We start from the raw sequence: 22,100 nt of genomic DNA, 5'->3' as shown, positions 1-22,100 counted from the left end.
TGGGGAAATGTGTTGTGTTTTATGAAAATTTTGATGGTGTGAATGTTAATATATTTAAATTATTGAGGAACGATGAATAGTACTGATGTATTGTTAATAAATCCTATAGATAATACTGCTGTTAAAAATGGTTTAGGTCTTAGTATACCTCCTTTGAATTTGATGTATCTTGCTGGTGCACTTGAAAAAGCTTCATTTTCGGTTAAGATATTTGATGATGATTTGTATCAATTAGGGAATGATAAAATTCTTAAAGTTGTTTCAAAGATTGATCCTATGGTTGTAGGTCTAACTGCAACTACTGCAACAATAAATAATGCATTAGAATATGTTAAAAATATTAAAAGAGTTTTACCTAATGTTTTATCAGTTATTGGTGGTCCTCATACTACATTTGTTCCTGAAGAAACTTTAATAGATGAAGAATCATTGGATGTTGTTGTTATAGGGGAAGGTGAGGAAACATTTGTTGATCTTGTTGAAGCTTTTATTAAAACTCAATATAAAAAATTATCTAAAGTTAAAGGAATTGCTTTTCGTGATGAAGATAAAGTTAGAATGAATGGATTTAGACCTTTAATAAAAGATTTAGATAGTATACCATTTCCTGCGAGACATTTAGTTCCTTTTAAGTCTTATGAACTTTCAGGCCAATCTGGAGGGATGATTACAAGTAGGGGTTGTGTTTTTGGTTGTAATTATTGTTCTTCATCTCTTATAATGGGTAAAAAGTTCAGAACTCGTAGTCCAGAAAATGTTGTTGATGAAGTTGAAGAATTAGTTTTTAAATATGGGCTTGAGGATATTGCTTTTTTAGATGATATTTTCATGTTAGATAAAAGAAGGGCTATAAAAATATGTGATGAAATCAAGGAAAGAGGTATTGATTTAAAATTTGTAGCTTCTTCAAGAGTTGATACTGTTAATAAATCATTGTTGGAATCTCTTACAAATTCTGGAATGAAAACATTGTATTATGGTGTTGAATCAGGTTCACAACGAGTTTTAGATCTTATGGGGAAGAATATAACACTTAATCAGACTGAGAAAGCATTTAAGATTGCGAAAGATGTGGGTGTTGATGTTATTGGTTCTTTTATTTTAGGGTATCCTGGAGAAACAGTAGAAGAAATGAATGATACTATTGATTTTTCGATAAAGTTGGATCCTGATTATGCTCAGTATTCTATATTAACTCCATTTCCAGGGACTCCTATTTATTCTCAATTGAAAAAAAGTAATCTTTTAGAGGGGAATAATTGGGATAATTATACTGTTCTTAATTCTGTTTTAAATTATGAAAAATTGGGATTAAGTAGTAAATTAATTGAAAGAAAGTTGATTAAAGCTTATTTAAAGTTTTATGTAAGGCCGTCTTATATTTTTAAACATAAATATATGCTTAAAGTTTTAGCAGATACAGTTATTCGTAGCTTTGTTTTACCTAAATTTAAAAATAAAAATCCACAAGGATGGTATGATACATTATAAATAATAAATAAAACTAAATTAGAGGACAACTCATAATTTTTTTTCTTTTTTATTATTTTTTTTGCCAATGAACCTTAATATGGTTTATTGGCTTTTTTAATCGAAAAAATCCTATTTTTTACATTTTTTTATTAAATTATTGAATAAGCTATTAGCGTTAGCTATCATTATTTTAGGAGGCGGTTTATGAGTTTACAATCACAAATCAGCAAATATCAAACCGAATACAATCGTTTAAAAATAGAAAAATTCTGTAATACTAGTTTTAGTGATTATGAGAGATTAGAATTTGTTCGAAATAAGTTAAAAGTGTTGAGAGAAAAAGAAAGAAGGAGAAAAACAAAATGTCAAAAATTGTAGATATATCAAATAAAGAATTATTAGTCCCTTATCCTACTGTTGTTAAAATGTGGGATGTTAAAAAATACATTGCTGATTTAAAAAAAGATACTTTGATTAAATTGGGTAAAGAATCAGGTGAGGGAATACAGTATCATGTTTTAAAGGATATGGTAGTTCGTATTAAGGAGTATAAAGCTAAGTATGGTAAAGCTCCTTTGAATGTTTGGATAGTTAAACCTAAAACAACAGCTACTGATATTAAACCAAGTGTGGATTGGCAGAAAAACAAGTATATAATAGCTATTCAAAAATTAATAGGAAAATTCAATAATTTCACTGAATTTGTAGAAAAACTAAGAGCTTATGCTAAAACTAAAAAAGGGTTATATAAATACTACTTAAACAGTCGTTTTATTGGAACACAAAAAGAAATATCAGCACTCACCAATGGTTTGATGGGTAATTGTGTAGACTGGTCTCAATTGGGAAGAGCAGTAGCTGTTATAATGGGTTACAAAGCAGATTATATCCAATGGCAATGTACTAATGTTACTCATCTTACAATAAGAATATCTGGCAAAGAGTTTAATAAACCTATTGTTGTTGATTTAGCTGCTATTGTAGATTGGAATAGTCGAAGATATGAGCTTGGAGAACATTGGTGTAGTAATAATATTGTTAGTGTTAATCCTGGTTGGATGGATGAATAATTTTTAAATTTTATTATATTTTTTAACCCCTTGACAACTTTGTGTTGTTGAGGGGATTTTTTTATTTAATATTAATAGTATTAATATTAACTTTTGATTAATTATAATTATTTAATATTTTTAAATGATTATAGTATGTTTTGAAGAATAAAAATATTTGTTTTAATTTCTAATTTTTTTACAGTTGAAATAAGTAATACATTTGAAGTATTTATTACACTTGCAATTTTCAAAAACATAGATATAAATACTTGTAAATTGTATTTTATAATAATTATTATAAAATACACAATATTTAATAATAAAGACTAACTACTTATATTAGTGAAAATATATTATAATATATAAAATTATCTCTATTAGCGATAGCTTTATATAATATATCATAGTAATGTATTGAAAATTACAAAATCATCATATAATTCAAAAAACATAATATGTTATTGAAGGAGTGTTTATTTATAATTATTTCTAAATATTGCATAGTTTTTTTCTAAAGAAATAATTTTTTGAGGATTCTTAAAATGGTAGACGATAAATGGTTAGAAACACAAGTAATTAGAAATGATTTTAATTTAAAAGAAGTTATAAATGAAAATTTTTTAGAAGAATTTGAAAAAGAATTTGAGAATACATCTGCTAAAGTATTTAATGTTGATATTGTCTTAATGGATGAAGAAGATTTAATCGTTGATGTAGTTTCTCTCAATCATAAAAAACCTTCTTTTGAATCTCAAAATAAAGTTGTTGTAGATTCTAATAAGGAACCTTTTTTCATTAACAAAATAAAAAAAGTAATTGATTCTTTTAAAAATAAATAATTTAGAGGTCATTTCATGAAATATATAGATATATTAGACACTAAAAAAAATGATCTTGAGCAGGAAATTTATTTTTTTAAACATAACGGTGAAAATTTTGTTAAGCATACATCTATATATAAAGTTGATACTCCTAAGAATATTTGGATCAATTATGATGACATAATATTAGATGAGTCTAAAGGCGTTTTAGATACAATAAGTAAAAATTTAGGCCTAGGAATAGTTTCATTAAGAAGAGACGTATGTGATATTTATCCTCCAAGTTTTTATATTAAAGCAGATCCTTCTTTAAATGCCAAGGACAGAATAAAATTATATGATATAATAAGTGATAAACTATATGCTATTTTTCAAAAAGAGGATAAATTAGACTATTTAAAGAAATTTTTCTTTAAGCTAGATTTTAAAATTTAATTTTTTGATATTATGACTGATTTTGATCCGTCTCACCTTCAAAATATATCAAATATTTTGTTTGATAATGAAAATTATTTAGAATGTGAAATATCCTGTGAAATGTCTAATCAGTGCATATATAGAAGTATTATTAATAGGTCGTATTATGCGGCATTTTCTTATTTTAAGATTTGGGCAATTCAAAATAAAGGTTATGATGAGGATAATGCATTGAATCATTATCGAAATATAAGTAGAGGAAGGGCTCCTGGAAGACATAAAGTTCTTACTTTGTTTATTGTCGAGAATTTGGATCCTAATTATGAACAAAATATTATAGATTTAGCTAATAAACTAGATAGTATTCGAGAACAAAGAACTGGTGCAGATTACTATTTTGATATAGAATTATCTAAAACTGATGCCGAAGAAGTTTTTAATATTTCTCAAGAGATCATATCGAGTCTATAATTTTTCACAAATTTTTTTCTTATTTCTTAAATATAATATCTTATTTTTTTCATTTGAAGTGTTTAGTCTTGCAGCTGCAAGAAGTGTTTTTTCAAGTGTAAATACTATTTTTTTAATTAATTATAATAAATTATTTTTTTATTTAATATTAGCTATTATTTTTTTCATGGATTTTCAAACAAAAAATAACATATCTTTTATTAGTGAAGGAAAACATAATAGTATATAGGTTTTCAAAGTTTTATATTTCTCAAAAAAAAGACGCCCTATGTGGGAATAAAAAAAATGATATTTTTTTTTAAGCGTTAAACATTCGCAAATCATCAATCTCACATTTTTTTTTCTTTCAAAATATTGATGTTTTTATAACGCAACTGGAACCCCAAAGTTAGGGTAAAAATGGGGAAAAAGTACTCTCTTAACCTCTTCATCTTGGTTTTTATTCTAATTTTAAACATTATTTATATTAAATATCTTTTTTTCATTTGCAATCTTTAGTTTTGTAGTTATAAAAGTATTAGTTTCAAGTTTATTTATTTTTTAAATTTTGTAGTACATTTTAATAGAATTTACTATATATGATAGTAACATATTATATTAATATAGGTTTATTTAAATTGAAAAAGAAAAATTAATAAACAATTATGATCACAATAAATTTTCTAATTATTGTTGTTTAATGTAATTATTATGAATTGAATCAGTATTATTGGGAAAACCTTTGTCATATTTAAAAATTGTAATATTATATATGTGAAATTTATCAAAAAAAGGTGATTTAAAAATGATATTAAAAATTTTAGGGATAATTATGTTATTAATTGCAATAATATTGATTTTAAGGTTATTGGTAAATAAGGGTGGATAAATTAGGAGTATAGTATCAAAGAAACTGATAGGAAAGTTTAAGAATTATAAATACATTTTTTTTATGGGGTTAGTTTTTTATAGTATTTTCAACTAAATTATTACTATAAAGGTAATGAATTTAGGGCTATTCACCCCCTGAATTATTATATAAAAGATATAAAATACTCTCAATATCTATATTTTTATAAATCTCCCTATTAATAAAAAGAGGACTCATTTAATATGTTAATATTGTCTTTATCTTAATTGTGTATTTATGAAATTATGAAAAAATAATTTCTGTATTTTTCCTATTTAAATAATTTGAAAAAAGTTTAGCTAAGTTATCTAATTTTCAATGTATGTGTCTTTCAAATCAGGAAAATTTTCTTGATTAGAGGTCGTATAATTCCTCATTAATTATTATTAATTTTCATATTCTATCAGTTTAACATCTTGTTAAATTTTAATTATAAATCATTATGTTTATATACTTATAAGGTGTAACTTAGTATTATATAATCTCTATGGGAGTGTCTTTTTATGAAAAATAAGTATATAGCTATTTTAATAATATTTCTGATTCTTGTTGTTGCAGGAGTTTTTGGAGGTTTATTTTATTTGTTTAATTCTTCACTTAACTCTTTAGTTAGTATTGATCCTGAGTTTGATTCTCTTGCTAATGGTGTTATGAAAAATGAGACTTTTGGTGATGTTAAAATTTCTGTTCCAGAAAATGTTACTTTTAGGATGTCTAATGATTCTACAAATTCTACTGTTCCAAGGAGTTATGAGTCTGATATTGGGATATATATTTTAGTATATAGTGGATATTTGACTAAGGAAAATATTGATTTTATGATACAAGAGTATGTTAAAACTAATAATTTCACTGAGATTAAATTAGAGGGGCTTTCTGGAAATTCAAAAGCTTATAATAGTCCTTATAATACTAGGGAGATTATTATTGTTAATGATGAAGGGAATAAAGCTGTTTTTTTAACTGTTCCTACAAGTGATGAATTAGCTGTTAAGATGGCTAATAGTGTAGTTTTCATTTGATTAACTTTTTTAATTTTTTTATTATATTGTGCATGGTTTTTCATGTTCAATAAAATCATAATTTAATTATTTTTTAATATATTATTTAATCTATTTTTGGCTTTAAAATATAATTTTAAGACTAAATATTAACTAAAATAGAAAAAATAGTAGAAATAATTTAAAAAATAGGAATAATTATAATAAAAATATAATAAATTATATAATAAAAGCAGTATATAGTAAAATTAGAAAATTAGATTGTATCCTTTATTAAAATTTAGTATGATTAAATTAATTAATAATTTATTTCTGTAATTTATTTTTGTTTAATAATTTTGTTTAATATTTTTTTTATTAATTCTCTCAACTTTAACAAATTTTATATAGTATCCGTTATAAATTATATTTGGTCATTTATTATAATGAACACTCAAAAGTTTTTGCGATTTATCATGAATCCCAATTCAACCGGACAACCTCTTTTTTTATAATAAAATGACCAAAGAAGGGAGAATTAAAAACAAACCTTTAATAGTTTCCCTTCTTAAAAATCACCATTTAATATTGTTTTTCTCATTCTTTTTATAATTCTTTTAACAATTGTTCTAATAATTATTTTAATAGTGTTTTTTAACTATTCTTTTACATGTCATACTATTTTTTAATAGCTTTTGAACTTATTAAAATATTTATAAAAATATTTTATAAGATTAATCTTCTTTTTTAAAATGTAGTTCAGTAGCCTTATTTATAGGGATCCATGTAACTTCATTGTCTCCATACTCAATTTTAAGTAATTCTTCACTTAATTCAATGGTTTTAATAATTTTATCAGGGTCTGGTTTTATTTTAACATCAGTAACAACTGTTTCCATTGGGGTTCCAACAATAAAATGCCTTACATCATTTTTATTAACTACTTCAATTCTTTTTAAAAACATTTTTATACCTCAAGTTGATTCATAATAAGTATTAATATATATGTATTTTATAGTACAAATATATTTTTAATATATTGGTAAATTGAAAGTAAATAAAAAATGGCTTTGTAGAAATCCTTATTTTTTACACTTGAAATTTTTAATTTGTGAAATTAAATTGTTAAAATAATTCTTTAATTTCAAAATAAAAGATTTTTAATCATAATCTTTTTTATAATTATATTGATATTAAAAGGATTTCTACAAAGCCTAAAAAATAATAATAAAACAATATAAAACAATATAAAATAATAATAAAAATAATAATCTATAATATTATATAAAAATCTATGGATATTATATAAATATTACTATAAAAACTATATATTATAGTTATAAAACTTATAGATAATACTGTAATGATTACAGATATTAATATAAAATCTATAACTAATATTATAAAGGTTAGATACCAATATAAAATTTATAGATAATTTTATAAAGAATTTATAAAGAATATAATAAATTATATAATAAGAAACAATATAAAAAAATATAAAGATTAATATAAGAATAAAAAATAATATAAAGGAATATAAAAAATAATATAAGGATAAAAAAGTATAAATGTTGAGTATTAGTAAAAAGTAACTGTAAAAAGATTATAAACTTTAAAAATATTATAAATTATATTTTTCTATAAAACTTTTTTCTAGAGTTTCCCAAATTTCATGGTTATTATATTTAGAATCAAGTATTTCAACAAGATCTTCTATCATACTTGTACTTCCAATATCAACAAAATAATCATGAGCTAATATACTCCAGCTATAGTACTTTTCTTTTTCATCATCAGGATTGTTTAAAAGTGACATTAATTCCATTCTTAAATCATTGAAAAACATCCCTAAACGGATGTTTTTTCTAGCTATTTTTCCAATTTCCAACTTATCTTCTTCAGTTAACATTTTATTACACTTCTCAAAAAATAGTAATATAATTATTATTTGGCGAATTTTTCAACAATTTCTTTAAAAGAATCTGCAATATAATCTCTTTGATTTTTACTCATTCCATAGGTACTACATTTAAACCATTCTGTCTGTCCTCTTTTTATACCTACTATATTCCTTGATTTTAATTCTTCATATAAAAAAAATCCTTTTCTTGGATGTATTTTTGATATTTCATGTAAAATAGGAGTATCAAATCTCACAAGGTCATGATTTGTTGGTTTTATTCCAAGTTGTGTGATTCCTTCAATCTCTTCAAGATTAGCTACAAATGACCTAGATAATTCTACTTCTTCATTCCAATTCTTCACACGGTTTACTACATGTGGAAGAGACGCCATTAAAGTAGCTATTGGTGCACCTCTACTTGTACACCCTAACATTTCAACTTCTTTTTTGGTATGCCTTGGTGAGCGTTTTAATAATGTTTCTGCCCATTCATGCTTCATTCCAAGCACACCTATAGGTCCAGAAGCAGCCATACTTTTATGTCCACTACCAACAACAAAATCAATGTTCCAACCATTAACATCTATTGGAAGTCTTCCCATAGAATATGCACAGTTTAAAAGTGAGGGAACATTTAACTTATTACAAAAATTACCAAAAGATTTTGCATCGGTTAGATTACCATAATCTCCATCAACATGAGTAAGTACTGCTAGCTTTATTTCACCATATTCATCAATAGAGTTTTTAAGAGTTTCTTCATAAACATCCATGTCAACTCTAAATTCAGGATACTCCGAGTTAGGAACCTCAATAATTTCAAGACCTGCTCTTTCAGCAGCTAAATGGGTTGTGTAATGAGCATTACCATCAACTACAATAATATCACCAGGTTCACATATACTATGCATAACTATGAATTTACTTTCACGGGCCCCATGTGTTGTTCTAACATCATCAACCTTTATAAATTTAGATAAATCTTCTAAGAAGCCAGATATTGAAGGTTTAGCTATTTCATCTAATCTTCCACTACAATAATCACAAACACTATAACCGTCTCCAAAATCGTGTAATGCCTCTCTAGCTTCTCTTGGGAGAACGCCTCCTCTTTGAAGAGGATTTAAATTAAGATTTTTTCTTTCTAAATCTCTTGTAATATTATAATCATTACATTCCATCATCTCACCTTCAATACTATTCAGTTAGTCAATTAACAATTAAAGTAAGTAGCTATTAAAACAAGTAACTATTAGAATAGATAATTATTAAAACATATAATCATTAACATAGGATTATTAACATAGATAATTATTAAAACATAATATATTAACATAGGATTATTAACATAGATAATTACTAAAACAGATAATTATTAAAATAAATATCCATTAAAACAAATTATCAAAACAAATAGATATTAAAAAATCTATTAAAACAATTATTTAATAATATTAGACTATCCAACCACTCTTAAATTATTAAATAATATTTTAGGAATTAAAAAAGACCCATACTGTCTCAACTCACTTTTAACTCCATTACAATCAGATAATGCTTGGAAAATATTTCCAGAAATCATTGCCTTTTTCACTGGTTTTGAAATTTCACCATTATCTATCAAAAATGCATTATTAGCTTCAACTGAAAAATCACCAGATATAGGATTAGCTGTATGAGCACCTAAAACATCAGTAGCTAAAAAACCATTCTCAATTTCAGAAATATCAACTTGTTCTTTAAAATCAAATATGATATTTGAAGGGGAAACAGAAGGAGTGCCTGCATAAGATCCTCTAAATCCATTAGCTGTGCTTTTTATATCATCAGCACCGTTTTTATTAGAATTTTCCTTCTTAGCAGTGTAAATATCGTAAATAAAACCTTTTAAAATTCCATCTTCAACTAAACAGGTTTTTTCTGTTTTGACTCCTTCACTGTCTGATATAGATGAGTTTAATCCTCCTTCAAGAGTTCCATCATCATATATAGAAATATTGGTATCAACAATAGGTTTTTCAATCTTATCTTTAAGAATGGATCTACCTCTTTGAACATTATCTGCATTGAAAGCATTTATAAAAGTGCTAAGAAGACCAACTGCCCCACGATAATCTAAAATAACTTTATTATCTTTAGTTTCAACATTAACTCCTCCAATTGAATCTTTTGCAACTTTACATGTTTCATTAGCTAATTTTTCACCATCAAGATCAAAATTACAAGAAGAAATACTATCATAAGCAGTAGATTTTTCACCATTTTTTTCAGCATTAATAGATACAAAAGCTGAAAAATCAGTAAACTTGTTAAATGCTGAAACTCCATTAGAGTTAGTAATTAGATTATTCTCAAGAGATGCTGCAAAACTACCAGAGGTAGGCTCACAATTATTTTCTACACAAGTTTCTAAAATAGATTCTAAAAATTCACTTGCCTCAGTAACATCTAGTTTTTCAAATTTAGAATCATAAATATTCTTAACATTATCTAATTTTGTTTTTTGAGCAAAACAAAAATTTTCATCAGCTTCATTAAGTTTTGAATTTAGATAAGCTTTTTTAGCAACATCTTCTATTTTATTTATATCTGAACTATAGGCAAATCCTAATTTATTCTCAGATATTATTCTAATCCCAATTCCTACATTTATTTCTTCTTTAGCAAAACTAAGATCATTTTTTTGAGCATCTAATTGCAAAACTTTTTCTAATTCTAAATAAATTTCATAATCATCAGAATATTTTGATATTTCTTTTTCTGCTTTTTCTGATATTTCAAATAACATAAAAATCCCTGTTTATACATAAATTACTAAAATATTAAAACTTAATTATAAATTAATTTCCTTTTAAGATGAATTTTTCAATAGCTTCTTTAACACCATCACCATATTCATTTTTACAAACATAGTCTGCTGTTTCTTTTAAAATCTTATCTGCATTTGCTACAGCTACCTTAAGTCCACAAACTTTTAAAAATTCAATGTCATTTTCACTATCACCTATAGCCATTATCTCATTGACGTGGAAACCAGATTTTTTAGCTACAGTTTCTAAAGAAGATCCCTTATTAACATTTATATCAGTTATATGAATTGCAAATTGTGTATCATAAATTTCAACACTAAATTCCTCTGGAGATTCCTTGAGTATATTTTTTAGAATTTCTTCATCAATAGTTCTATAAATTGCGATTTCAGAGAGCCTACTTTCAGAATCATCAACTTTTTTAAGTTCATAATCCTTATATTTATTTTTGACTTCTGAGTTTAAATATTCAAAAGCCTTTGCAGTTTTTTGAAAATTTCCAAGTACTTTTATTTTTTCAATACCTTCAGAATCTATTTCAGAGATTACTCCTCCATTTTCAGCTACTATTCCTCCAGTAGTACCAATTAGAGTTGCAGTTGCAGTTGCATAAAAGAAAATATTTCCTGTAACAATTATTGTAGGGATTCCAATCTTCTCAGCAGCTCTTATAGCTTCAATAGCACTTATACAAATTCTTCTATCGCTATCTGTAATAGTTCCGTCAATATCCACAGCAATAGCTTTTATTTTTTTTGTATTCATTAAATCATTCCAATGTTATTAATAACCATATTATTTTGATATTATAATGTACCATATCTATGGGCTATATTACAAGTACCCTCTTTACTAACCATACAAGCACCAATTGGATTCATAGGATTACATTCAGTTCTAAATAGTTTACAATCCTCTGGTCTTGCAACACCTCTTAAAATTGGCCCACAAATACAACCTGTTGGAGCTTCTTTAACATCCTTAACTTCAATATCAAATTTTTCTCTAGCATTATATTCTGAAAACTCATTTTTAATTTCCATTACAGAATTTGGAATTTTTGGAAAACCTCTCCATTCACGGCTTGTAATATCAAATACTTCACCAATAACTTTTTGAGCAAGTAAATTTCCTTCTTCACGAACTGCTCTATTATACTCATTGTCTATTTTAGCTTCTCCCTTATTTACTTGCCTAAGTATCATATAAACTGCCATTAAAATATCTAATGGATTGAACCCAGCAACAGCTTGTGGAATATTGTATTTAGTAGAAAATTTTTCAAATGGTTTTGTACCTATAATTGTACAAACGTGTCCTGGTTCTATTAATGCATCTAAGTTTGTTTGTCCAGATTCGATTAAAAATTCAAGAGCTGGGGGTATCATTCTATGGGATGATAGTACTGAAAAGTTTTCTGGAGGTTTATTTAATATTTCTGAAGCTGTAGTTGGAGCTGTTGTTTCAAATCCTGCTGCAATAAAAACAACTTCATTATCAATTTTTTGAGCTAATTCAACAGCATTATTTATTCCATAAACAATCCGAACATCTGCACCTTCAGCTTTTGCATCAGCTAATGATCTTTCAGATCCAGGAACTCTTAACATATCTCCAAAAGTAGCTATTGTCACTCCTTTATCAATAAGCTCAAGACTTTCATCGATTTCACGAGAAGGAACACAACAAACAGGACAACCTGGACCTGCAACAACTTCAACTTCCTTTGGAAGAAGAGTTCTAAGTCCATTTTCCATTATTGTGTGTTCATGAGAACCGCAAACATGCATAATTTTAATAGGAGTTTTTAATTTTTCAATTCTTTTTATTAATTCTTTAGAAATATCTTTCATCCCACTCATTATTAACACCTACAAAAGATATAAAAATGATATTTATAGTATATTAAAGTTTATTTATAATATTTAAAGTTTATTTATAGTATTCTTAAATTTTAACATTCTTAAATTTATTTATATTAATCTAAACTTTTTTTGTAATAATCTAAATTTTATTTTGTATAATCAAGCAAAATCTTATTTTTTTTAATAGTATATTGAACTACATTATTAAACATTACTTTTCAGAAAATATAAGTAAAATAATAATATAAGTACTTCAACATATTGTTTTAATATATATTTTTGACATTTCTAACATTTTTAATATTTCTAATACTTTTAATACTTTTAATATTTTTAATATTTTTTAAAAATTAAAATATCTGTACTGATAAAAAAATCATTGACTTCACTTAGAATATAATAATATTTAACTATAATTATAATAAATAGTTAAAACAAAAATAGATTGAATAAAACATGTAATAAATATTCGTTATTAAATTTATTATTAAATTTATTATTAAATATATTATTAAGTTTACTATTAAAATTATTATTAAGCTATTATTAAATTTATTATTAAATTCATTATTAACTTTATTATTAAATTTATATTATATGTTAACTTTTTTGATTAATATTAATTCTTGATTAATATTAATAATAGAATATTATTAATAATACAATATGTCGAATAAAAATTAGGAAGGTGTCTTAATGAGCTATATTATTGAAACAGATAATATAACAAAGGATTTTGGTGACTTTAGAGCTGTTAATTCAATAAATCTGAAAGTTCCAAGAAATAGTGTTTATGGAGTTTTAGGCCCTAATGGTGCAGGTAAAAGTACTTTGATTTCAATGTTGTGTACTATACTTGCTCCAACAAGTGGAACAGCTAAAATAAATGGTTATGATATTGTAAAAGAAGCTAATGATGTTAGAAAATCTATAGGTATTGTTTTTCAAACAAGGGCTCTTGATGATATATTGACTGGAAGGGAACATCTTGAAATGCATGCTGCTCTTTATGGAGTTCCTAATGATGTAAGACAAGATAGAATTGATGAAGTTCTTGAATTAATAGCTCTTGGTAGTAAAGCTGATGAAGAAACCAAAAATTATTCTGGAGGTATGAAAAGAAGGCTTGAAATAGGAAGAGGCCTTGTTCATCATCCTAAATTACTATTTTTAGATGAACCTACATTAGGACTTGATATTCAAACAAGAGAAAGTATTTGGAATTATATAGAGGATCTTAAAAATACTATTGATATTACTATTCTCTTAACTACTCATTATCTTGAAGAAGTAGATAATCTTTGTGATGATCTATCTATTATAGATCAAGGAGAGATAATTAAATCTGGAAATCCAAAAAACCTTAAAGCTGAATTAAAATCAGATACTGTAACTCTTATTTCTCCAGAAATTGATAAATTATGTGATATTATGGAGAATCAGACTTTTGTTAAGGATATAATAAAAAAAGATGATGAGATAAGATTATTAGTTGAAAAAGGAGAAGATTTAATTCCAGAAATTGTTAAAATAGCTAATAATAATAATATTAAGATTACTTCCATTGAACTTAAGCATCCAAGCCTTGAAGAAGTATTTATCAAGTATACAGGACGTAAGATTGGAGATAGTGTAAAAATGAGGGGTGTTTAGATGGGCGAATTTGAGGGAATATATACAATTTGGTTAAGGGAAGCTAAAAGATATGTTCGTTACAAATCCAGAATAATTACAGCTATTTTTACACCACTATTATGGCTACTTGTCTTTGGTGTAGGCCTTGGTAGTGCAATCAAGCTTGGGGGTACAACTGGGGGATATGAGGCATTTATTTATCCAGGAATAATTTCTCAAACTATATTGTTTACTTGTATAATGTCTGGAATTGGAATAATAATAGATAAACAATATGGGTTTTTAAAGGAAATAATGGTTGCTCCACTTTCAAGAACATCTATAATATTGGGAAAAGCATTAGGAATAAGTACTGGTGCAATAATCCAGGCTATGTTACTTTTATTATTATCATTTGTAGTTGGAGTTCCTATGACTCCTTTAATATTTATTGGAGCTACTATAATTAGTATTATAATTTCAATTGGATTTTCAGGGCTTGGATTACTTATAGCATCATTTATGGATAGTATGGAAGGGTTTAATTTAGTGATGAGTTTTGTTATAATGCCTATTTTCCTATTAAGTGGAGCATTATTCCCTGTAACAGATTTACCAAGTTGGTTAAATTTCATTGTTTATTTAGATCCATTAACTTATGGGGTTGATGCACTTAGGGGAGTAATACTTGGAGAATCTGTATTACCAATTGAATTAAGCTTAATTGTAATTTCATTCTTTGCTATATTAATGATACTATTATCAGCAATAGTTTTCACAAAAAAAGAACAGAATTTAATGTAATGATAAAAAATGATAAAAAAGATATAGTAATATGATATAGCTTAATAATGGCAAGTAAGACATAGGTAATAAGATGTATAATGATAAAAAAATTATTGTAATCATTCCTGCAAGAGGAGGTTCTAAGGGAATTCCTCGAAAAAATATCAGGTTATTAGCTAATAAACCTTTGATAGCTTATTCAATTGAAACATCATTAAAATCAAAATATGTAGATAAGGTTGTTGTGACAACTGATGATGATGAGATTAAATTTATTGCTGAAAAATTTGGAGCATCAACCATTAAAAGGTCTGGAAATTTAGCTCTTGATGATATACCTTTAGATCCTGTTATATATGATGCTGTTAAAACTGAAGAAAAGTCTTGTAAAACTATTTTTGATTTTATTATAACTGTGCAACCAACTTCACCACTATTAAAAACTGAAACAATTGATGAAACAATTGAAAAACTTTATGATAATTTTAATGATACTATAATTAGTGTAGTTGATGATAGACATCTTAACTGGGGTTTTGATGATAAAGAAAAAAAATATTATCCTCTTTATGCGGAAAGAGTAAATCGTCAATATCTTCCAAAGACTTTTAAGGAAACTGGTGGAATATTCGCAACAAAAAGGGAATTTTTAAGTGAAAATTCTAGAATGGGGGAAAATATAAACTTGATTGAATTAAGTTCTCATGAGAGTATAGATATTGATAATTATGAAGATTGGTGGGTAGCTGAAAGATTAATTAATAAGAAAAGAATCGTTATAAAAACTGATGCAACTAATGAAATTGGTACTGGGCATATTTATCGAGGATTAGCTATTGCATCAAAGTTACCTAATCATGAAGTTCTTTTCCTTTTAGACGAAGATAAAAAATTAGGAATTGAGATTATTGAAAGCTATAATTATCCTTATTTAACTCATAAATCTACTAAAAATCATATTGATTCTAAATCTGATACTAGCAACTCTAATAATTTTAATTCTAATTCCAATTCTAATATTGATAATAGTATTAATTCCAGCATTGGTATTGATAATAAGGATGATGGACATTATAATGATGATTTGATGGAAAAAATAAAAGAATATGATCCAGATATTGTAATAAATGATATTTTAAATACTAGCTATGAGTATATTTCTTTATTGAAGAAAAATAATTATTTTGTAATCAACTTTGAAGATATAGGTGATGGTGCAAAGGTTGCAGATATTGTTTTTGATGCATTATATGAACATCAAATTCCTTCAAAAAATGTTTATTCTGGTTATAAGTATTATATTTTAAAAGATGAATTTTATTTTCAAAAACAGAAAGAAATTAAAAAACATGATAGTGTTAATGAAATTCTTCTAACTTTTGGTGGAACTGATCCTAATGATCTAACTCGTAAAACTTTAAATGCTATATTAAATAGTAAATATAATGGTAATATTACTATTATATTAGGTCTTGGATATAAAGATAAAAAAGGAATAAAGAATGAATTTAATAAACATTCTAATGTAGAAATATTTGAGAATGTTAAAAATATTAGTGAGTATATGTATAAAGCAGACTTAATTTTTACATCTGCTGGAAGAACAATGTATGAAATAGCTAGTATTGGAGTTCCATGTATTTGTTTATGTCAAAATAATAGAGAATTAACACACACATTTGCTAATGCTAAAAATGGATTTATAAATCTAGGACTTGGAAAAGACATTAATGAAGAGGAAATAATAGATACTATGGAAAATCTTATTAATAATACTAATATAAGAATAGAAATGAATAAAAGAATGTTAAATATTGATTTAAAGCATGGTTTTGAAAATATAATGAGTATTGTTAAAAATAAGTACAAAAAACATATTGATATTATTTCTTATTGATGTTATTCAGAGGGATATTATTCATACGAATGTTGTTTCTTATTGATAATATTTACACTAATATTATTTCTATTTGAAATATCAAATAACTAATTTAATTAATAAACAGTATAAATAAATAAACACTATAAATAATATCAGTATAAATAATAACTCGTATAAATATAATATCAGTATGAATAATAACTAATATAAATAATAATATGATATTATAGATTAAAAGGAGATTTAAATGAATATATTCCAAAAAAAACCATTTTTAATAGCTGAAATCGGTGTAAATTATTATGATATTGCTCAAAAAGAAGATATTTCTAACATGGATGCAGCTAAATTAATGATTAAAGAAGCTAAATTAGCTGGAGCAGACGCTGTTAAGTTTCAAAGTTATAAGGCAGATACCATAGCTTCAAAAAATTCTCCATCTTATTGGGATACTGGTGAAGAACCAACCACTTCTCAATATGAATTATTCAAAAAATTTGATAGCTTTGGAAAAGAGGAATATATAGAGCTTGCAAAATATTGTAATGAACTAGGAATATTATTCTTATCAACCCCTTTTGATTTTGATTCTATCGAATATCTTGATGAAATAATGGATACTTATAAGATATCTTCATCTGACCTTACAAATATTCCTTTCATTAGGGCTATAGCTAAAAAACAGAAACCTGTTATATTATCAACAGGGGCAGCTACGATAGAAGAAGTTAAATTAGCTATCAAAACTATTGAAAATGAGGGAAATAAAAAAATTGGCTTAATGCATTGTGTATTATCCTATCCAACTGAATATGAAGATTCAAATCTTTTAATGATTAAATATCTTAAAGATAATTTCAAAGATTATGATATTGGTTTTTCTGATCATACTCGTCCTGATGATAAAATGCTTGTTCTTACAACTGCATATTTATATGGTGCTAATATAATAGAAAAACATTATACTCTTGATAAAACTTTAAAAGGAAATGATCATTATCATGCAATGAATCCTAAGGATATAAAGAAATTTAAAGAAAATATAGAGTTTATAAAATTGATAAATGGCCGTTATGATAAGATTCCTCTTGAATGTGAAGGAGAGTCTAGAAAACAAGCTAGGCGTTCTATTGTAGCTAATCAGGATATATTAGCTGGTGAAGTTATAAATGAATCTATGTTAACATTTAAACGCCCTGGAACTGGGATATCTCCTATTGAATTAGATAAAGTCCTAGGAAAAAAATCAAAAGTAGATATTAAAGAAGATACTTTATTGAAATATTCTATGCTAAAATAAGAATTTGAATAAGATGATGTGAAAAGGAATCTTTTTAATAGTATCTTTTATAAATAACTAATTTTATATTTATTTGCATCTTTTTAATATTTGGTCATTATATTATTATCACATTATTTTATTATCATTATCCTTATCATCGCTAATCCTTATCATCGCTATCTTTAATATCATTATAATTATTATAGCTATTGTCATTATAATTATTATAGCGTTGATAGTTATTGTCATTATATAATTATTATAGCATTGATAACTATTGTCATTATAATTATTATTATAATTTATTGTTATCCTTAATAAACAAACAAATTTTAAAAATGAATAGATTCAAATAAGGGAAAATCATCCATGTCAAAAATTACACAAGAAAAACAAAAAAAACCAGAAAAGCCAGAAAAGTCAGAAAAGTCTATTAAAGAAGTGTGTGACATTATATTTTCTTTAGAGAAAAAATATGATTTAAATCATATGAAGATTCAAGGAGTTTATGTATGGCAACTAGTTAGGGTCTATGTTTATTATGAAATATCTAGGAAAATTGGGGTTTTTGGTTCACCTCAACAAGGAAAAGTGACAGTTAAAAATAAAATATTTTCATTTCTCCCTTTTATTAAAAATAGCTTGTTTTCAAACCCATTAAATGGTAAATATAATAAAGATGTTATAATCTTTGATCATCCTCGGAAAGTGAAACATAATGGAGATTATAAAGACATATACAGCTATTTTCTAGAAAATTATCTTGATGATTGTGGATATGGCTATGAGTTAATTGAAAGCCCTTATTTAAATAACCATCATGGAAAAAAAGGTAAATTCACTAAATATAATGATAGAATCCTCTTTGGTTCTTATATTCATAAGAAAAAAACCAATTTAAAACTTAAAACTTGTGAAGAAAATAAAATATACAATCTTCAAAGAGAACTTATATCTAATTTTAATATTGAAATTGATCTTTTTAATATATTTAGAGATCATATTTTAGATTTTAAATATCAATATAACAAATATGATAAATTATTTAAAAAAAGAAAACCAAAATATGTTTTTGTTGTTGTTGCTTATGAAAATAAAGCTATGATAGCTGCTGCTCATAATAATGGGGTTGAAGTAGTAGAATTACAACATGGAACTATTAGTGAATATCATTTAGGGTATAATTATCCAAATAAAGAGGATAAAGGTCTAGAATATTTCCCAGATAAAATATTAAGTTTTGGAGATTATTGGAAGGAAGTAGCTAATTACCCAATTAATGAAAAAAATATCATATCTATTGGATTTCCTTATTTAGATGAAACAATAAAATCTCATATTAATAATCAAAAGTGTAAACAAATACTTTTTATTTCTCAAGGAGTTATAGGAAAATACTTATCTGAATTTGCATATGAGTTAGCTCAAAAGTTTGAAAAGATAGAAGATTGTGATCAATATAACTTTATATATAAATTACATCCTGGAGAATATTCAAACTGGGAGACTAATTATAAAAGTTTAATGAAAGCTCAAAAATTAGATAATTTTCAAATTATTGACAATAGTGAAATTTCATTATATGAACTTTTCTCAAAAAGCGAGTATCAAATTGGAGTATTTTCAACAGCTATCTATGAAGGATTATTATTTAATTGTAAGACATTTATATTGGATTTACCTGGTGCTGAATATATGGATAGTTTAGTTGATAAAAATTATGTTAGGAAAGTTAATAATGTTGATGAAATAATTAATTCTATTGATAATTTTAATATAACTGAATATGACAATGATTTTTTCTTTAAAAAGTATAAAAAATCAAGCTTGGATAAATTTTTTAATTTTTAGATATAACTTTTAAATATAATTTCTAAATATATTTATAATATAATTAGAGTTGAATAATATAATTGATAATTTGGGATAAAAATTCTAATTAATAATATATTAATAATTGTAATTGATACTGGTGAGTTAATGAATGAATATAAACGTTTTGTCCAGAGAATTGGGCTTGTTGGAATAACAAACATACTTATATCAATCAGTGGACTGATTTTTATTCCAATAATAACTAAAAACTTTTCAGTATTTGACTATGGAATATGGGCTCAAGTAAACACAACTATTGCTTTAATTCCAAATATAGCTAATTTAGGCCTTCCATATACAATGGTTAGATTTTTATCAGCTGAAAATGATAAATCAAAGATTAAAGAGTCTTTTTATTCTATGTTAGCTGTTGTTTTTGCTTCAAGCCTTATAATTTCATTATTATTTATAATATTTAAAAATCCAATAGCTGACTCTTTATTTGGTGGAAATATTAATATACTCTATTTAGTATCAATTATTTCATTCTTTGCTTGTATGAATCTAATGATCATTAGTTTCTTTAGAACATTCCAGCAAATTAAGAGATACTCACTATTTTTAGTTTTACAAAGCTATATAGGAGTTCTTATAAGTTCTTATCTTGCATTATCTGGATACAATATTGAAACTGTAGTTCTTGGACTTCTTGTAGGGTATTTCGCTGTATTTATTATAATGCTTTTAATGATTGGAGGATACCTTGGTTTAGCTATACCAAAATTTAAAAATCTTAAGGAAGAACTTGAATTTGCTATTCCTACAATTCCAAGTAATGTTTCATCATGGGTTGTTGATTCAAGTGATAAATATGTTATAGGGATTTTCATTGGTTCAGCTGCTGTAGGTTACTATTCACCAAGCTATGCTCTTGGAAGCATACTTTTAATGTTTTTATCTCCATTCGCTCTTCTTCTTCCAGCTGTACTTCCAAAATATTTTGAAGAAGGTAATTTAAAACAAATAAACATTTTTCTTAAATATTCCATGAAATATTTCATGATAATAACAGTTCCTGCAGCTGTAGGGCTTTCAATTCTTTCAAAACCAATATTGTTAATAATCACAACTCCTGAAATAGCTATCAATGGATATTTAATCACACCATTCGTTTGTCTTGGAGCTATATTTATGGGAATGTATGGAATAACCAATAATATATTAATTTTAGAGAAAAAAACAAAGATTCTTGGTAAAATTTGGATTCTTGTAGGCTTTTTAAATCTTTTGTTCAATATAATTGCAGTTCCATTTATTGGAATTATTGGAGCAGCTATTGTAACTTTGTTTTGTTATTTTATTGCATTGTTAATCACTGTATTTTATAGTAGAAAATATTTAGAACTTCCTTATGATTATATTTCCATGATAAAGATAGCTATATCTTCAATTATAATGGGAATAGTTGTAGCTATAATTAATCCTAATGGTATATGGAATGTTTTAATCACAATAATTATTGGTATAGTGGTATATTTATTAGTTTTATTCTTAATAAAAGGAATAAACAAAGAAGAGCTCAATTTTTTTAAAACTATGATTAATGAGAGTTAATTGAAAATAATGTAAGCCTACCTGCCAATGACTTATTTAAAGATCAAAATAAATTTATAAAGGAATCCTTTTAGGGTTCTAGATTTTTATGAAAGAATGAAGAATGTATAATGATTATTTGATATATTTTGAGACATTTTTGCATTGATTTTCTAAAAGTACAAACGGGTTTCGTTTAAAAGTTCATGAATATTTAGTAAAAATCTTGAAAGCTAATTTTAAGTGTTTTCTACAAAGTTGATTTTTAGCCAATTTTTAGCTATGTGAATTTTCTTTATTATTAAAATCATAGCCTTAAATTTCAGAATTTTCAATTAAGAAGACTATACAATTTGTACTTTTATAGAACAAAAATACATAAAACTCTAAACATATGAAATAAGATACCAAACTCCTTCAATTTTTCCCAAAAATCTAGGGCCC

The 22,100-nt window shown here is 25.3% G+C and carries 19 protein-coding genes; 13 read left to right on the top strand and 6 right to left on the bottom strand.

What is annotated here, in order from left to right; translation table 11 throughout:
- The first annotated feature begins 72 nt into the window (after window positions 1-72).
- The 7 genes from MBBAR_RS05950 (at window position 73) to MBBAR_RS05925 (ending at window position 6,145) form a co-directional block, all read left to right on the top strand.
- Window positions 73-1,491, top strand: a complete 1,419-nt coding sequence (locus MBBAR_RS05950; RefSeq protein WP_080460386.1) for a B12-binding domain-containing radical SAM protein — start codon at window positions 73-75, stop codon at window positions 1,489-1,491.
- Between the two features lie 186 nt (window positions 1,492-1,677).
- Complete coding sequence (locus tag MBBAR_RS10265) at window positions 1,678-1,851, top strand: hypothetical protein (RefSeq protein ID WP_158082544.1); 174 nt, start codon at window positions 1,678-1,680, stop codon at window positions 1,849-1,851.
- Window positions 1,836-2,543 carry a hypothetical protein gene (locus MBBAR_RS05945; RefSeq protein WP_080460385.1) on the top strand — a complete coding sequence of 236 codons (708 nt, stop codon included), beginning with the start codon at window positions 1,836-1,838 and terminating at the stop codon, window positions 2,541-2,543. Before MBBAR_RS10265 ends, MBBAR_RS05945 begins: the two co-directional genes overlap by 16 nt.
- A 524-nt stretch (window positions 2,544-3,067) precedes the next feature.
- A complete protein-coding gene (locus MBBAR_RS05940) occupies window positions 3,068-3,364 on the top strand; it encodes a hypothetical protein (RefSeq protein WP_080460384.1) in 297 nt (98 codons plus the stop codon).
- Window positions 3,365-3,379: 15 nt separating this feature from the next.
- Window positions 3,380-3,781: a hypothetical protein gene (locus tag MBBAR_RS05935; RefSeq protein ID WP_080460383.1), complete on the top strand. Its 402-nt coding sequence runs from the start codon at window positions 3,380-3,382 to the stop codon at window positions 3,779-3,781.
- Between the two features lie 12 nt (window positions 3,782-3,793).
- Complete coding sequence (locus MBBAR_RS05930; RefSeq protein WP_080460382.1) at window positions 3,794-4,234, top strand: hypothetical protein; 441 nt, start codon at window positions 3,794-3,796, stop codon at window positions 4,232-4,234.
- A gap of 1,392 nt (window positions 4,235-5,626) precedes the next feature.
- Complete coding sequence (locus MBBAR_RS05925; protein WP_080460381.1) at window positions 5,627-6,145, top strand: hypothetical protein; 519 nt, start codon at window positions 5,627-5,629, stop codon at window positions 6,143-6,145.
- A 692-nt stretch (window positions 6,146-6,837) separates the two neighbouring features.
- Here the strand turns inward: MBBAR_RS05925 and MBBAR_RS05920 are convergent.
- The 6 genes from MBBAR_RS05920 to hypD all read right to left on the bottom strand — a co-directional run bounded on the left by MBBAR_RS05920 (window position 6,838) and on the right by hypD (window position 12,672).
- Complete coding sequence (locus MBBAR_RS05920; RefSeq protein ID WP_080460380.1) at window positions 6,838-7,068, bottom strand: hypothetical protein; 231 nt, start codon at window positions 7,066-7,068, stop codon at window positions 6,838-6,840.
- A 659-nt stretch (window positions 7,069-7,727) separates the two neighbouring features.
- Window positions 7,728-8,015 carry a hypothetical protein gene (locus tag MBBAR_RS05915; RefSeq protein WP_080460379.1) on the bottom strand — a complete coding sequence of 96 codons (288 nt, stop codon included), beginning with the start codon at window positions 8,013-8,015 and terminating at the stop codon, window positions 7,728-7,730.
- A 35-nt stretch (window positions 8,016-8,050) separates the two neighbouring features.
- Entirely contained in the window at window positions 8,051-9,190 is a 1,140-nt protein-coding gene (gene pscS / locus MBBAR_RS05910; RefSeq protein ID WP_080460378.1) for an O-phospho-L-seryl-tRNA:Cys-tRNA synthase, read from the bottom strand.
- A 278-nt stretch (window positions 9,191-9,468) separates the two neighbouring features.
- Window positions 9,469-10,797: a TldD/PmbA family protein gene (locus tag MBBAR_RS05905; RefSeq protein ID WP_080460377.1), complete on the bottom strand. Its 1,329-nt coding sequence runs from the start codon at window positions 10,795-10,797 to the stop codon at window positions 9,469-9,471.
- A 52-nt stretch (window positions 10,798-10,849) separates the two neighbouring features.
- Window positions 10,850-11,584 carry a phosphoglycolate phosphatase gene (locus tag MBBAR_RS05900; RefSeq protein WP_080460376.1) on the bottom strand — a complete coding sequence of 245 codons (735 nt, stop codon included), beginning with the start codon at window positions 11,582-11,584 and terminating at the stop codon, window positions 10,850-10,852.
- Window positions 11,585-11,625: 41 nt separating this feature from the next.
- Window positions 11,626-12,672, bottom strand: coding sequence for a hydrogenase formation protein HypD (gene hypD, locus MBBAR_RS05895; protein WP_080460459.1), 1,047 nt, complete (start codon window positions 12,670-12,672; stop codon window positions 11,626-11,628).
- A 708-nt stretch (window positions 12,673-13,380) separates the two neighbouring features.
- On the opposite strand from hypD, the gene MBBAR_RS05890 reads away from it, so the two are divergent.
- The 6 genes from MBBAR_RS05890 (at window position 13,381) to MBBAR_RS05865 (ending at window position 21,677) form a co-directional block, all read left to right on the top strand.
- Complete coding sequence (locus MBBAR_RS05890) at window positions 13,381-14,337, top strand: ATP-binding cassette domain-containing protein (RefSeq protein WP_080460375.1); 957 nt, start codon at window positions 13,381-13,383, stop codon at window positions 14,335-14,337.
- On the top strand, window positions 14,338-15,102 hold the full coding sequence (locus MBBAR_RS05885) for an ABC transporter permease (RefSeq protein ID WP_080460374.1): 765 nt from the start codon (window positions 14,338-14,340) through the stop codon (window positions 15,100-15,102).
- Between the two features lie 73 nt (window positions 15,103-15,175).
- On the top strand, window positions 15,176-16,981 hold the full coding sequence (locus MBBAR_RS05880) for a cytidylyltransferase domain-containing protein (RefSeq protein WP_080460373.1): 1,806 nt from the start codon (window positions 15,176-15,178) through the stop codon (window positions 16,979-16,981).
- Between the two features lie 232 nt (window positions 16,982-17,213).
- The gene (locus tag MBBAR_RS05875; RefSeq protein WP_080460372.1) at window positions 17,214-18,266 is read left to right on the top strand and encodes an N-acetylneuraminate synthase family protein; all 1,053 of its coding nucleotides are present in this window, start codon (window positions 17,214-17,216) and stop codon (window positions 18,264-18,266) included.
- 351 nt (window positions 18,267-18,617) lie between these two features.
- Entirely contained in the window at window positions 18,618-20,099 is a 1,482-nt protein-coding gene (locus MBBAR_RS05870) for a sialyltransferase (RefSeq protein WP_080460371.1), read from the top strand.
- Between the two features lie 129 nt (window positions 20,100-20,228).
- Window positions 20,229-21,677 carry an oligosaccharide flippase family protein gene (locus MBBAR_RS05865; RefSeq protein ID WP_080460370.1) on the top strand — a complete coding sequence of 483 codons (1,449 nt, stop codon included), beginning with the start codon at window positions 20,229-20,231 and terminating at the stop codon, window positions 21,675-21,677.
- Window positions 21,678-22,100 lie beyond the last annotated feature (423 nt).

The organism is Methanobrevibacter arboriphilus JCM 13429 = DSM 1125 (assembly GCF_002072215.1).
Taxonomy (GTDB): Archaea; Methanobacteriota; Methanobacteria; order Methanobacteriales; family Methanobacteriaceae; genus Methanobinarius; species Methanobinarius arboriphilicus.
The sequence above is the reverse complement of the archived record's forward strand: the minus strand, read 5'-3'. Positions and strand labels throughout refer to the sequence as shown.

Bases quoted from the DNA above. Each gene is read 5' to 3' on its own strand.
- MBBAR_RS05930 (WP_080460382.1), top strand. From the start codon at position 3,794: ATGACTGATTTTGATCCGTCTCACCTTCAAAATATATCAAATATTTTG.
- MBBAR_RS05865 (WP_080460370.1), top strand. From the start codon at position 20,229: ATGAATGAATATAAACGTTTTGTCCAGAGAATTGGGCTTGTTGGAATA.
- MBBAR_RS05900 (WP_080460376.1), bottom strand. From the start codon at position 11,584: ATGAATACAAAAAAAATAAAAGCTATTGCTGTGGATATTGACGGAACT.
- MBBAR_RS10265 (WP_158082544.1), top strand. From the start codon at position 1,678: ATGAGTTTACAATCACAAATCAGCAAATATCAAACCGAATACAATCGT.
- MBBAR_RS05920 (WP_080460380.1), bottom strand. From the start codon at position 7,068: ATGTTTTTAAAAAGAATTGAAGTAGTTAATAAAAATGATGTAAGGCAT.
- pscS (WP_080460378.1), bottom strand. From the start codon at position 9,190: ATGGAATGTAATGATTATAATATTACAAGAGATTTAGAAAGAAAAAAT.
- MBBAR_RS05870 (WP_080460371.1), top strand. From the start codon at position 18,618: ATGTCAAAAATTACACAAGAAAAACAAAAAAAACCAGAAAAGCCAGAA.
- MBBAR_RS05915 (WP_080460379.1), bottom strand. From the start codon at position 8,015: ATGTTAACTGAAGAAGATAAGTTGGAAATTGGAAAAATAGCTAGAAAA.
- MBBAR_RS05935 (WP_080460383.1), top strand. From the start codon at position 3,380: ATGAAATATATAGATATATTAGACACTAAAAAAAATGATCTTGAGCAG.
- MBBAR_RS05885 (WP_080460374.1), top strand. From the start codon at position 14,338: ATGGGCGAATTTGAGGGAATATATACAATTTGGTTAAGGGAAGCTAAA.
- MBBAR_RS05905 (WP_080460377.1), bottom strand. From the start codon at position 10,797: ATGTTATTTGAAATATCAGAAAAAGCAGAAAAAGAAATATCAAAATAT.
- hypD (WP_080460459.1), bottom strand. From the start codon at position 12,672: ATGAAAGATATTTCTAAAGAATTAATAAAAAGAATTGAAAAATTAAAA.
- MBBAR_RS05925 (WP_080460381.1), top strand. From the start codon at position 5,627: ATGAAAAATAAGTATATAGCTATTTTAATAATATTTCTGATTCTTGTT.
- MBBAR_RS05875 (WP_080460372.1), top strand. From the start codon at position 17,214: ATGAATATATTCCAAAAAAAACCATTTTTAATAGCTGAAATCGGTGTA.
- MBBAR_RS05950 (WP_080460386.1), top strand. From the start codon at position 73: ATGAATAGTACTGATGTATTGTTAATAAATCCTATAGATAATACTGCT.
- MBBAR_RS05940 (WP_080460384.1), top strand. From the start codon at position 3,068: ATGGTAGACGATAAATGGTTAGAAACACAAGTAATTAGAAATGATTTT.
- MBBAR_RS05880 (WP_080460373.1), top strand. From the start codon at position 15,176: ATGTATAATGATAAAAAAATTATTGTAATCATTCCTGCAAGAGGAGGT.
- MBBAR_RS05890 (WP_080460375.1), top strand. From the start codon at position 13,381: ATGAGCTATATTATTGAAACAGATAATATAACAAAGGATTTTGGTGAC.
- MBBAR_RS05945 (WP_080460385.1), top strand. From the start codon at position 1,836: ATGTCAAAAATTGTAGATATATCAAATAAAGAATTATTAGTCCCTTAT.